This is a genomic window from Paenibacillus sp. FSL K6-1230 (assembly GCF_038002385.1).
Classification (GTDB): Bacteria; Bacillota; Bacilli; order Paenibacillales; family Paenibacillaceae; genus Paenibacillus; species Paenibacillus massiliensis.
Genome location: NZ_JBBOCK010000001.1, coordinates 4,956,020 through 4,969,541 on the forward strand (window position 1 = coordinate 4,956,020; position 13,522 = coordinate 4,969,541).

Annotated in this window: 11 protein-coding genes; 1 reads left to right on the forward strand and 10 read right to left on the reverse strand. The window is 50.8% G+C overall.

Annotated features, from left to right (window positions below; genetic code table 11):
* Positions 1–8: 8 nt before the first annotated feature.
* Positions 9–452: an Lrp/AsnC family transcriptional regulator gene (locus MKX74_RS21895; RefSeq protein WP_341179831.1), complete on the forward strand. Its 444-nt coding sequence runs from the start codon at positions 9–11 to the stop codon at positions 450–452.
* Positions 453–538: 86 nt separating this feature from the next.
* On the opposite strand, the gene MKX74_RS21900 is transcribed toward MKX74_RS21895, so the two are convergent.
* The 10 genes from MKX74_RS21900 to MKX74_RS21945 all read right to left on the reverse strand — a co-directional run bounded on the left by MKX74_RS21900 (position 539) and on the right by MKX74_RS21945 (position 13,338).
* A complete protein-coding gene (locus tag MKX74_RS21900; protein ID WP_341179832.1) occupies positions 539–1,738 on the reverse strand; it encodes an MFS transporter in 1,200 nt (399 codons plus the stop codon).
* Between the two features lie 274 nt (positions 1,739–2,012).
* On the reverse strand, positions 2,013–3,077 hold the full coding sequence (locus tag MKX74_RS21905) for a glycosyltransferase family 4 protein (protein ID WP_341179833.1): 1,065 nt from the start codon (positions 3,075–3,077) through the stop codon (positions 2,013–2,015).
* 189 nt (positions 3,078–3,266) lie between these two features.
* Positions 3,267–3,563 (reverse strand): hypothetical protein, encoded by a 297-nt coding sequence (locus tag MKX74_RS21910; protein WP_018885480.1) that lies wholly within the window; start codon positions 3,561–3,563, stop codon positions 3,267–3,269.
* Positions 3,560–6,553 carry a glycosyltransferase gene (locus MKX74_RS21915; protein WP_341179834.1) on the reverse strand — a complete coding sequence of 998 codons (2,994 nt, stop codon included), beginning with the start codon at positions 6,551–6,553 and terminating at the stop codon, positions 3,560–3,562. The genes MKX74_RS21910 and MKX74_RS21915 overlap by 4 nt, the downstream gene beginning before the upstream one ends.
* Positions 6,550–8,298 (reverse strand): glycosyltransferase, encoded by a 1,749-nt coding sequence (locus MKX74_RS21920; protein WP_341179835.1) that lies wholly within the window; start codon positions 8,296–8,298, stop codon positions 6,550–6,552. The genes MKX74_RS21915 and MKX74_RS21920 overlap by 4 nt, the downstream gene beginning before the upstream one ends.
* 554 nt (positions 8,299–8,852) lie before the next feature.
* Positions 8,853–9,686: an ABC transporter ATP-binding protein gene (locus MKX74_RS21925; protein WP_018885483.1), complete on the reverse strand. Its 834-nt coding sequence runs from the start codon at positions 9,684–9,686 to the stop codon at positions 8,853–8,855.
* A 22-nt stretch (positions 9,687–9,708) separates the two neighbouring features.
* On the reverse strand, positions 9,709–10,746 hold the full coding sequence (locus MKX74_RS21930; RefSeq protein WP_018885484.1) for a FecCD family ABC transporter permease: 1,038 nt from the start codon (positions 10,744–10,746) through the stop codon (positions 9,709–9,711).
* A complete protein-coding gene (locus MKX74_RS21935) occupies positions 10,743–11,768 on the reverse strand; it encodes a FecCD family ABC transporter permease (protein WP_028591538.1) in 1,026 nt (341 codons plus the stop codon). The genes MKX74_RS21930 and MKX74_RS21935 overlap by 4 nt, the downstream gene beginning before the upstream one ends.
* 148 nt (positions 11,769–11,916) lie before the next feature.
* Positions 11,917–12,960: an ABC transporter substrate-binding protein gene (locus tag MKX74_RS21940; RefSeq protein WP_341179836.1), complete on the reverse strand. Its 1,044-nt coding sequence runs from the start codon at positions 12,958–12,960 to the stop codon at positions 11,917–11,919.
* A 255-nt stretch (positions 12,961–13,215) separates the two neighbouring features.
* Positions 13,216–13,338, reverse strand: coding sequence for a hypothetical protein (locus MKX74_RS21945; RefSeq protein WP_264177764.1), 123 nt, complete (start codon positions 13,336–13,338; stop codon positions 13,216–13,218).
* Positions 13,339–13,522: the final 184 nt, after the last annotated feature.

Sequence of the window (13,522 nt, forward strand, 5' to 3'; positions counted from 1 at the left end):
TGATTTTCTTGGACGAAATCGATAAAGACATCCTGCTCCATTTGCAGAATCAGGCGAGATTATCAATGACAGATTTAGGAAAGCTAGTGGGGTTATCTCAACCAGCTGTTACTGAACGTGTAAAACGCATGGAAGAAAAGGGGGTTATCGAGGAATACCGAACCGTCATTTCTTCGCAAAAAATGGGTAAGCAATGCACAGCCTTTATGCTTGTTCGGACCCGGAATTGCTATCCTTTCCTTGATTTTTGTCGTTCATCGCCGGAGGTCACGGAATGTTACCGGATAAGCGGAGAGCATAATTATTTATTGAAGGTCCTCACGCAAACAACCCAGGACCTGGAGGAGTTTGAAAACCGGTGCGATCAATACGGAACCTATACGACTCTGATCGTCATGTCTTCACCGATCGCTTACAAAAATCTCATTGGAGAAACAGATTTGCTCGCATAAGATGTACTTCTCTAATCCCAAAAAAATGAATCCGCCATACAGCGGATTCATTTTTTTGCTTATGTTACATATACTCTTGGGCTCCTTTAGGAAGGAAACCCATGCTTTTTAGCTTGCCAAGCTGCAAGCAAAGAGAGAAGCAACAGGATAATTAATGCTCCCGGAAGGAATCGGGCTCCGAGCAACTCGAGAAGAAAGCCACCAATAATGCCTCCCCCGCCTATGGCCACATTCCACGCAGTAACCAGCATTGATTGGGCTATATCTGCGCTTTTCCCTCCAGCTTGTGCTATTGCTGTTTGCAGTAAAGTGGCTGCCCCGCCAAACGTAATCCCCCACGCTGTAATAGCAAGCATGATGATTACAGGCTGATTCATTCCGATTCCCAAGGCTACAGAAGCCAAGGCAAATCCTGTGATGCTGATTAAAACCAGCATTCTTAGAAAACGGTCAATCAGTATGCCTATTACCCAAATGCCAACAACCGAGGTAATTCCAAAAATAAGAAGAACCAAATCCACTCGCTGAGCAAACACGGTCTCCGCAAGATACGGTGCAATATAAGTGTACAAAATATTATGAGCCAGTATCCATGTCAAAACGACGAACAAAATTGTGCGCACACCAGGAAGCAGGAAAACCTTATGAAAAGGGACTTGATCACCGGCTAGCTCACCTGCATAATCCGGCACCTTCCAGAGCACCCAGCCAATAAGTGCTACAGTCAGTAATGATACAGCTCCGAAAATGAGACGCCACCCTGTATATGTTCCAAAAAAAGTACCAAGCGGAACGCCAAGCGCCAATGCCAGCGGGGTGCCGACCATAGCTACGGCCATCGCTTTTCCTTTCAGCGAATCAGGTACCATGCGCCGTGCATAACCGGCCGTCATCCCCCACAGAACACCTGCCGAGACACCTGCGAAGAAACGCGCGACAAGCGTCAGCACATAAGCGGAAGATAACGCGGTGATGGTGTTAAATACAAGAAAACCGATGATGCACAGCAATAGAAGCGGCCGACGCCTCCACCCACGGGTAGCCGTTGTCAAAGGAATGGCGGCCAGAAGCGATCCAATCGCATAGAGAGTGACCAGTTGTCCAGCAAGAGCTTCTCTAACCCCAAGATCCTGTGCAATTTGCGGCAGTAATCCAGCAGGTAGACTTTCCGTAAGAATGCAGATGAAGCCCGCCATAGCTAAAGCTAGCAACCCGGCCCACGGAAGACGTGTGGAAGACGACACATTAGCCCCGCCTTTTCTTACAAGAGTAGTGTTTAGGTTCACGAAAAAATCTCCTTTATTTATTTTTTGCCGCTAAAAAGGCTTTCGCTTCCGTATAAGCTTATATAAATAAAACACTTTTTTACATGGATGATTAAAGGGGGATGAAGTGAATTAAGAGGAAAACACTTTTGTTTTCAAAGAAATCCCTTGATTTTAAAAGCAAAAAAGCAGCATCGCAGATGCCGCCTAATGATAGATCATAATCGCCGAGCTTGAAGCGTTCGATAGGGATGAATGTGAATTTCTCTTTCCCTCCGTACTGGATCGTGTCTTTCTACCCAATTGCATGGAGCATCTTCATAAATTCTATACAATATTTCTCAGCGCTGAATTCTTGCTGCAGATGCTTGAGCCCAGCATCACGAATACCGTCCCTATGTCTCGGATCATTCATCAGCTCCTTGGCACCACGCACAGCCTGCTCAATATCTCCGAGCATGTAACGCTTGCCAGTGACATTATGGATAACCGAAGCCGTCACACCATCTGAGTTCGAGGCAAGTACAGGGCATCTGCAACTCAATGCCTCCAGTATTGATAACGGGGCGCCCTCTACCTTGGAGGTGGAGCATAACAGTCCGCCAGAATCGCCTATCTGCGAATAATAATAAGCCATCTGGACATTCGGTATATTGGAGCGGATCTCCAGACGAGGTCCCAGCCCCAGTCCCAACACCAGCTGCTCGAATTGCTCACGTTCTGCGGGCACAGACAGACTCGCATCCTCGAACATCCATAGACGTAGCTGGGGGTACTCCTGCATCAGTCGATACCCGATGTACAGGAACTCTCTCCAATTTTTGTTGTCCTCGATTCGCCCGATCCAGGCAACAATCGGAGCATCAGGCTTCGATGCCGAATAATAGGTGAAGCTTGTTGTATCAAAGCAATTGTTCATGTGAAACTTCGGAATGGTCGGATACAGCTCGTTGAAGAGTTTTGCGATATGGGGTGTATTAGGATTCAACAAGGCAGATGCATGGGCCTGAACAATGGGCATAGCCTTGGCTAGCTCTGCACGTGCTACCTCCATCGGACCGTAGCCCTGAATTTCAAGCACAAGCTTGCCTTGGAATCCGAGGCTTCTGAACCGTTCAAAGCTGCTATGATCCGTTGTCACGACGATAACGTCATACTGACCCTCCCGCAGAATTCGCCGCGTCTGCTCATCATCCCGAGTGACGTGAACCGGGAAGTCCACGGGATTTTGTAACCCGGCTCCCGGTTCATAATATAGGCATTCGGCCATAATCCCACGCTTGCGAAGCGCAGTGCAGCGCTGGCGGTTCAACGTCTCCATTCCCCCGCTCGGGATATAAAAAACAAACAGAACTTTCACTGCATGCTTCCTCCCTTCTACACTTTCCTGTCAGCTTGTGGGGACACATTAAGCCTCGTGATGGATGTAACCAAAATGGTGCCGTGAACATCGCTGCCAAGATAACCTTGGACCTGTGAACGAACTCTAGTCGAGGCTACACTGTCGAATGTGTCTGAACTCATTTCTCCTGCCCTGCTCCATGACCCGTCAGTCGATCTCCAACTGCCTTCGCAAAAAAGGGATGTCAGGGATGGTATATTGTGCAGGCAGATTTTGCTGCAGCCGAGTCCAAAGATCAACCGTGCCACTTCGCTGCTCCAGCTCTCGGAATCCCTCCATGTTGAACCTTCTCTCCTCGCCACACAGCTCATGTGGGTCCAATGTCTTCAGAAAGGCAGGGTCAGGGAATAGACAAGTCGCTTCCAGAAGCTCTGCTAGTTGCTGCTGCCTCTCTTCGGGAAGGACAGGGCGGGTCGTGATATTAAATATAGGAATTCTAGTCACTCTTGTGCAGCTCCTTTCACCGAATCTATGGCAGCCTGATAGACCTGCAGAGTCCGCTTCATTAACGTGGTCGATGACCAATGCTTCTCTGCCCAAATTCGGGCCTGCTCCGCTAATTGCTGCCTGTATTCGTGTCCGGTTAACAGTAACTGAAGCGCTGCTGCCAGCTGACGCTCATTTCCCGTCTCTACAATATGACCGGTTACACCATGCTTGATCATCTCCGGTATTCCTCCGGTATCCGATGCAACAATGGCTGTTCCCGCCAGCTGTGCCTCCATAATTGAAAATGGAAGATTATCCTGCAAGGATGGCAGCACCATCAGATCTGACTGACGCAGTAGGGCAGGCACATCGCTCCGGTCACCAAGCAGCACTACCCGCTCCTGTAATTGGTATTCCGCAATCATGGCGCTGATCTCCTCTCGCAGCACGCCATCGCCGATTAACCAGCAGCGCCACGGAAGCTTGTGCTCAGCGGCCAGCAGACGCAGTGCCCCCAGCAGCACCCGATGACCCTTCACTGGTACGAGTCTGGCCGGACAGCTGATGATGGGTACTCCCTGCTGGAATTCAGCTTGCGTCAGGACAGGCACCTCTTTTGTACGCTTCAGGAAGCCAGCAATGTCCATTCCATAAGGAAGAACGTACAGCGACTCCGGTGGTACCGCGAACTGTCCCATTTCACGAACCAGCCATTCGGTGGGAACGATCGTAGCATCTGCCGAAGTACAGCCATAGTACTCTTCATCTGCAACGTACTTCCAGGCCAGGCTTTCCTTGCTTGTAATGTCCCCGGCATAGATGTGCTCCTTGGCCAGCAGCCCATGAATCGTAGATACAAGTGCGGTAGAGGCTGGCTTGACTCGTGATAGAGCCCGGGTTGAGATAATATCCTGCGTATGAATGAGATCATATTGCTTCAGATTGAACAAGGAGGCTGCCAGCTCGAAGCAATAGCGCTCAATTTCACGGTAACGGACCCAGGGCTGAATATGAGGGAGATATTTTTGATACAGGGGCATCAGTCTCTCGTAAACCACTTCCTTGATCGGCCATTTGTCCTCTACTTGGCTACCATCTGTCAGGTAATAGTGCGCCATATCCGGGTGGTGGGCCAGCACATCGACTGTATGCCCTTGCTGCTCCAGTTCTTTTTTGAGCAGGCGCACATAGACGTCTACGCCTCCCACGTGCGGAAGATACCAATAGGTGACGATCAGAATGCGCAAAGGTCTAACGTAGGTGGGATGACCTTTGGCTGCGAGAGCTGATGATAGATGAGTGCTGGAGGTGGAATCAACTATTGTGGGTGACGGCATAGTTCGGTCAGGAACCTTGGCTGGTGCTTCCGATTGCTTCGCAGAGTCGATCTGATCAAACGAATGGAAGGACGAGGATTCAGTAGTTTGGATGAGTTCATTAGATGCACTAGAAATGGTTGGTGTGGTTGGTGTGGTTGGTGCATTAGTTTCGTTAGTTTCGTTAGTTTCGTTAAATGCGTTTGCCGTTGACTCACTTGATGCACTTGATGCACTTGATGCACTTGATGCACTTGATGCACTTGATGCACTTGATGCACTCGATGCACTCGATGCAGCTAATTCCGTTGGAAGGGCTGTTTCGGTTGAGTATGTTAATCCCGTTGGTTCGCTGGAATCGTTGGAATTGGTGAATTCCACTGATGGAGTTGTTGGAGTTGTTGGAGCTGATTGGCTTGATTCACTAGTTCCGGGGGAATGAGATGAGCTACTGGATTTTACAGAGCTAGTAGCATCCTGAGCGTTCCCTTCTTGATTGAAAATATACACACAGCCCGCCATCCAATGCTGACGATTCAAGCCCGACAACGCGCCGATCGCAAGCCGTCTACGGCCAATTCCAGCATCTAATACGCACAGGGAATGACCGAATAATTCATGCTCGGCACCCTCCAGTTCATGCAGCACCTGTCCCAAAGAATCCAGTACGTAGGTAAAGCCTGCTCTGGAGCCAATAAGCCATTGCTTCTGTCCGCTCAGTCCACTGCCAACGAAGGTTCCAAGCTGTTGGGATGCAAATGTCCCTTCCTTCTGCAAAAGCTCCCGCTGTAGCGCAACAGAATAGACGGTGACGAGTCCTCCACGCTGGTATTTGCGACTGGCATTTGGTGAGCCTATCAGGATATCTGGTATTCCGTCTCCGTCCACATCCTGTACGGCAACACGACTCCCACCTTCATCATAGGCACGGCTCCCTCTCCATTCGCCTAGCACGCCGTTCGGTGCGCAGATCATCACTCTCCCACTGCGTGTCATCCCATCTGCATGATAATGAGGAGCACCGATGATCAGCTCATCTCGGCCATCACCATTGACGTCACCTGCCGCCAGTGATAGACCCAGTCCCTCTCGGGCATTTCCCATGAAGCGAGCCAAAATTTGCTTTCCATCCTGCTTATAGACGGTAACCATTCCATCCTGCTCCGTGCCATACATGTCTGTCTGATGGGAGGACACAGCTACCTCCGGTATCCCGTCTCCATCCCAGTCCAGAATGGCCAGTTGAGATCCCAGACGAGCGTAATCCTCCATCCCTTGCCAGCGATATAGCAATTCTCCCGACACGCCAGAGAAGACACGGATCTCCCCGCACTCTACGCAGGTGAGACTACTTGCTCGTGGAGAGGCTACAACAATCTCAGGAACGCCATCACCATTAAGATCTCCAAGCGCAAGAGCTGCTCCGAAGCAATCCCCGTTGTTATTTCCCTCCAATGTATACAGGAGCTCCATATCACGGGTGTAGACGTATACTCTGCCGCTAAAAGGATACGGGATAGGGTTCACTCCATTTTTATCCTCTACATAAGTAGCCGTACTGGCTGCAATGATCCATTCTTCCTGTCCGTCCCCGTTAATATCTCCCGCTAGAATACGGCTGCCGAATCGGTCATGCTCCCCTTCTCCCTCTACTGTCTTCCATAGATAAAAGGGCTGCTGCTCACTCATTCATTCTCCACCTCTCCAAGTACAGCTGTAATCCTGAGTTCGCTGGATGTATGCAAAGTGATCTTCTGCGTATAAGGCTTGTAACCTTCCTTCACACATACAAGCTCATAGCTTCCAGGCTGAACATCACTTAGTTGAAATACTCCGTTATGCCCGCTTCTCGTGTTGTACAGCACCATCCCGGTACAGTCGAGCAGATGAAGACCTGCATATGGGATCGGTTGTGCTGTTGTCGTAGCTGTTACAACGCCTGATATGTCAGATAGCTCACGGGCTAATGCTTCAGGTGCGCCACCTGCCAGGAATATGCTCCTCTGATCCGACTCTTCGGGCATTATGAATTCTAAAGACCCCCAGGGATGTGAGCATGTTATATCATCCATCTCGGTGGTGTTCGTTGTGGTTGTTGTTAAAATGGGAATGCTTGGATTGCTGGTTGTATGCTTGTTGGAATGAATATTTCCAACGGGATCGGTACTCTGATCCATATTAGAATCATTAATAGCAGTAACCCCAGCATTAGCAAGGTGGGCAGCTGTATGTGCCTCCGTGTATATGTTCAAAATTCGCCTCGTCATCACAGCTTCATCCCACTCGCTCCGCTTGGCTAATGCTTGCTGTGAATGACGGTGTCTCAGCGCAGGGTCGTCGATCAGTAGGGCAAGCTTCTGATACAGCATGTCGGCATTGGCTGGTTCGACCAGGAAGCCATCTATCCCATCACGAATCATTTCCACGATACCGCCTACACCAGAAGCCACTACAGGCTTACCAGCACTCTGGGCCTCAATAATGGAATACGGAAGATTGTCCTGCAGCGACGGAAGCACCACGATATCTGCACGGGACAATAGCTGTGGAATATCCTTACGCTTACCGAGTAAATACACCGAAGCTTCCAGACCAAGAGTCTCAATCTGCTCCTCCAGTGTCTTCCTGAGGATACCATCGCCAATGATCCAGCAGACGAATGGACGACCCGAATCACGGAGCTTCGCAAGCGCCTTCAGCAGATATACATGTCCCTTAATGGCAACCAGCCTCGCAGGACAAGCAATGACAAGCTTATCCTTCCCCTGAGCCTGTACAGGTACAGCCTCTAATAGAGGCAAGGACATGCTGTGGGCATAAAGCTTCTGATCCAGGCCATATGGAATATGTGTTGTGTTGGGATGGTAAACACCCAAACCTTGCATTCTGCGAGTCAGCCAGAGGCTGGGGACAATCAAGCGATCAGCAGACATCACCCCACTGTACTCCTCACAGACAAGATACGCGCGTTCTTGAGCAGTCCGATAACGAATTTCACCATTTACTGCCCACTCCGTAGCCAGACACCCATGAATGGAGGAGATTAATGGGGTACGCGTAGGCTTATGCTTGGCACAAACTGCAGAGGCATAAATATCATGAGCATGAATGATGTCATATTGCCCCAGCTTCGCCTGGATACAAGCTAGACCAAAAGCTGCCTTCTCGATCTCCTTTCGCAGTAGCCAGCTTGTCAGGGTGATCTGTTCCTGCTGCATGCGTGCCATAATGGCTGCCTCAGCTTGATCCAGAAGCGGCTGCTTGGGGATCAGTCGTCCTTCTTTTACCAAGTAATAATGAGAGAGATTTGGATGCTGAGCGAGCACCTCCACCTCATGACCCAAATCTTCTAGCCGTGAGGACATGCCTTGCAAATGTGTCGTCACTCCGCCTGTATGGGGGTATGGCCAGTAGGTTACAAGCAAAATCTTCAAACGAAGCCCTTCCTTTCCCGAACAACCGCTCACCTTCCGGAGCAAATGTCACGATACGAACCCATCCCTTGGGTGAAAATCTTCGATCCTTGCAAAAGCATAGGTCACAAGGAGTTATACTATTTAATATATTCCACTCGTTGCCGTTGGTATGGACCTTAGTTGAAGCTATGGAACGAAAAAAACCTCAGGGATTCTTCTGAATCCTTCTGAGGTAGATTGTGGACTATTTCGAAAATCAAATGGGAGTAAGACCGCTACGCTCTACAGAACATTAAAACCTGAAACCAGATCCGGTCAGTATGCTGGTTCTATTGCTAGTTCTTGTTTTATTGCTACTAATAGTTCTATCAATGACTATCACTGTGTCTATGGCTACTCTCTTACACTGCCATCTGTAACGGCCCTCTACTACGACTCAAATATAATACGGTTATAAATCTCTAATCTCTAATGATTTTCTCTAATAATTTATATCTAATTATTTATATCTAATAATTTATCTTTAATCATTATTCACTCATCTCATATTTCCCATCACATATACTACTCACTTATACATACTGAACGTTCTTCTTCGAGCGTTGCACCAATCTCCTGCCTTTACCGTGCGGAATGACAAGGGGAGTCCCGAAAATAGGGTCTGTGTCGATCTGACAGCTTAGGCCGAAGACAGCCTGAACCATGTCCTTCGTCAAAACGACCTCTGGTGGCCCCTCGGTCCATACCGACTTGTCATGAACAGCCACAATGTGGTGTGCGTAGCGGCAGGCCAGATTCAGATCGTGCAGCACCATCACCACAGTACGCCCTTCCCGTTCATTTAGCTCAAACAACAAGTCCAGAATTTCAATCTGATGCGCCAGATCAAGGTAGGTCGTCGGCTCATCCAGTAACAACCAATCTGTATCCTGTGCGAGTGTCATAGCAATCCAGGCCCGCTGCCGCTGTCCACCAGACAGGGAGTCTACCGTGCGCTCCGCATAGACACTCATTCCTGTCTTCTCCAGCGCTTCACGAACGACTCGTTCATCCTCACGACTCCATTGCTTCAGCCAGCTCTGATGGGGATAGCGTCCCTGGCGTGCCAACTGCAGCACCGTGAGCCCCTCAGGAGCGGTCGGCCCTTGCGGGAGAATAGCAAGCTTACGGGCTACCTCCTTCGTTGGCATTTGCAGCAGATCCTTGCCATCCAGCAGCACACTGCCTTGCTGTGGCCGCAGCAAACGCGCCACTGTACGCAATAGCGTTGATTTGCCGCAGCCGTTGCTACCGACGAATACCGTTATTTTTCCGGCCAATAGCTCTAAATCCAGCCCTTCAATGACCGGATCTCCTCCGTAGGAGATCGTTAAGTCACGAATGTCGAGTCCATCTGTCTGTTGCATGGCATTTCACTCCCTATCCTGATTAATGACGTCGATGACGAAGCAGCAGCATGATGAAGAATGGAGCTCCGATTGCGGCGGTGAATACGCCCGCTGGAATATCCAGCGGCTGAAAGAGTGTCCGTCCTGCGGTGTCCGCCAGCAAGAATAGCAATGCTCCGACTAACGCTGCGGCAGGTAGCAACCCGCCATAAGATGGTCCGACAAGTCTGCGCGCAATATGTGGCCCAAGCAGGCCGATGAAGCCGACAGCTCCCACCAAGGCAACGGCCGATCCTGCCAATGCCACAGTAATCAGGAGCAAGCCCAAGCGCTGACGTTGCACAGCCGCGCCTACGCCAGCAGCCACCTGCTCGCCCAGCTCATGCACATTCAGATGTCGTGCGCAGATCATTGCCAGCGGTATAAATATCAGCGTCCACGGCAGCAGCGTCAGCACCTGCTCCCAGGAGGCTCCATATACGCTGCCAGTCAGCCAGATGTAAGCACGGCTCGCTGTGGTGATCGAGCTGAACGACAGCATGAGCATGGTCAGAGAACTTGTACCCGCTGAGATACCAATGCCGATTAATACGAGGCGAATCGGTGAGACGCCATCCTTCCAGGCAAGGGCATAGATCAAACCAGACACGAGAGCAGCACCGAGCATGGCGGCAAGCGGTAGCCAGCGAATGCTGAGCTCCCCTCCGAAGAAAGCAATAAAGGCAACGGCAGCGACCGATGCTCCCCCTGTCATCCCGAGCACATCCGGGGAAGCCAGCGGATTACGAATCACTCCCTGCAGGATTGCCCCGGCCACACTGAGACCCGCTCCGGCCAACATCGCCAGCACAAGCCGAGGTAGACGAAGCGTACCAATCACAAAAGCTGAATCTCCCCCCTGGCCGACAAGCGTAAGCAGCACCTGCCACGGTGACTCCCACTTACTACCGAGAGACGCTCCCAGCACGAATGACACCATGAGAAGAAGCATCAATACCAGCAATGTCAGAGCAATTCGCCGATCAGCCAGAAGGGATATACGCTCTTGACGACTACGAATTGGAACAAGACGACTCATCCTGCGGCCTCCTTCCCCCGAAATCCAGTACGGGCAATATAAATGAAGAATGGCATACCAATTAGTCCAGTCACGACTCCAAGCGGTAGCTCTCCCGGCTGCACTGGGAAGCGGGCGACAATATCCGCAGCAAGCAGCAGAATTCCGCCAAGCACGGCACTGTATGGAATGACCCAGCGATAATCAGTTCCGGCCAGATAGCGGGCAAAATGTGGCATAACCAGTCCAACGAAGCCGATGGCTCCCGCCACCGCTACCGCACTACCCGCCAGCAATACGACTGCAGCGGCAGCAATGGCTTTGACGAGCAGGGTACGCTGACCAAGACCTTTGGCTACATCCTCACCAGAGCTGAGCACAGTTAGCGGGTAACCGAGCCCCAGAGCCGCGATTCCACCTGTAATCATATAAGGAAGCACCTGCTGTAGCAGCGGCAGCTCCTTGCCTGCCACCGAGCCTGCCAGCCAGAACAGTACATTTTGCAAGCCTGATTCGTCCAGCACGAGCACGCCCTGAGTCATGGCGCCGAACAAAGCGCTGAGCGCGGAACCAGCCAGCACTAGCCGAAGCGGTGACAGGCCTCCGCCTCCTAATGAACCAAGTACATAGACTAGCAGAGCGGCAATCGCAGCGCCTGCGAAGGCTGCCCACACGAGCTGTGACAGCGAGGACAACGGCAGAATTGTGAGCGCTAGCACCACCGCCAGTACGGCACCGGCATTGATCCCGAACAGCCCCGGTGAAGCCAGCGGATTACGAGTAAGGGCTTGCATGAGTGCCCCGGCAATCGCCAGCGCTGCACCAACAGCCAAGGCGAACGCAGCCCGTGGTACACGCGTAGTCATGATGATCAATTGCTCATTGTTGGCCGGATTGTAGCTGACGAGCGCTTCCAGCGTTGTAGACGGAGCAATGGGTGTCGTTCCAAGTGCGATGCTGCCGATAAAAGCGACAGCAAGCAGCAACAGCGCGGCCACAAGGCCGATCAGCTTGCTACGGTTACGTTGCAAAAGTGGCTTCACGATGATCCTCCCTCATATCATGGTGCACAAACATCCAGGGCCAATGCAAAAAAGACAGAAGCGGCAAGCCATATCGGCCGCCGCTATACGGAGCAACAGCGGCGCACCGATACACACCTCTTGGCACTTGCCGCTGCCCTGCCGCTCATTAGTCCAGTTCGTAGAATTCCTTAAGATCCTTAAGCATCTCTTCGGCCGCCAATGGACCTGAGCCACTGTTCCAGACGGCTGTATCCACCTGATAGACACGATTGGCTTGCACGGCCTTGATATTCTTCCAAAGTGGATGCTCTGTCCACTCCTTGCGCAAGTCGAGGCGTCCATCATCGCGATCTGTGCTCGTCTGATCGAAAATGATGTCTGCATCCATTTGCGGGATGTTCTCCTTCGATACCAGCTTCACTCCCCACTCCTCGCTCTTCTGAACGTCAGGACGTGTGAAGCCCAGCTCATCCAGGACCAGCGCCGAGAAGCCTGTATGGACAATACGTGCATGATCCGCACGGAAATCAACAATTCCCACCTGCTGGTTCAGCTTGTCACCCATTTTTTCCTTAAAGTCGGCAACTTCGCTTGCCCAGCGATCTAGAAAGGCCTGCTCTTCAGTCTTCTTGTTCAGTGCATCCGCCGTCAACGCTAGCGAATCCTTCCAGATATGCACTTCCTCCGTCATCACCGTCGGCGCAATGGCACTGAGCTGGTTATAGATTTCTTCATGACGGGTCTTGGAGCCAATAATGACATCTGGCTTAAGTACAGCGATCTCCTCCAGATTTGGCTGGTTCTCGGAGCCCAGATCCACGACCCCATCCATCCGTTCACGGATATAGTTATACCATGGCTTCTCAATCCATGCCTCTACGGCACCTACAGGCTTGACGTCCAGCGCCAATGAAGCATCAGTGGCTCCCTGGAACAAGGTAACGACTTTCTGTGGCGTTCCCTTGATCACCGTCTCGCCCATGGCATGCTGAACAGTACGCTCCTCACCAGCAGCTGCGGAAGAGCCCTCCTGTCCCGCTGCGGTCGAACCCGACTGAGCGTTGGAGGATGCAGCTTCACCACTGCCCGAGCTTGCGGTGTTGCCGCCACTTTGTCCGCATCCAGCCAATACAACCAGCACAAGCAGACAAGCCGTAAACATCATGAACCCGGAGCGCCTCCGAAGTCCTTTATGGAATAAGCTAAACATGAAATGGACACTCCCCTTTTTCTATCTCAACCTTAATTGATATTGATTCTCATTATTACATGAAGATTATGGCTTGAAAATGAACATTTGCGTCAGCAGTTCTGGACATTTCCGACAGTGGGGGTATTTATGAGAATGGGGATACTTATGAGAATGGCAATAATTTCTGATAATTGAGATATTAACGGGAATGGTAAAAGGACAGTCCAGGAACACCCTAAAGTGATCCTGTGCTGTCCCTGATTTAAAGGTAATTTATGTAGACTGGCTCATTCGATTCGCCAAGATACTCTTCTCCAGTCGGACTTCAAATAACTTCCGATTCAGATCCTGCTCCACGGCATGGAGGTGATACGCAGCCTGTGTAACTGTGTCCATGTGCAGCACGCCCGCTCGCTTCGCGATTAGACATTCTCATACACCCACTACGTCTAAATAAAACCCCGTTGTTCACAACTAAAAACCTGTTACATCAAGTTTTCAAAGCATGATCTTGAGTCGTTTTGCATTGAACCTCTAATGCTGAAAATGACTTCTGTTCAAAAACAGCCTGTTCTATCGA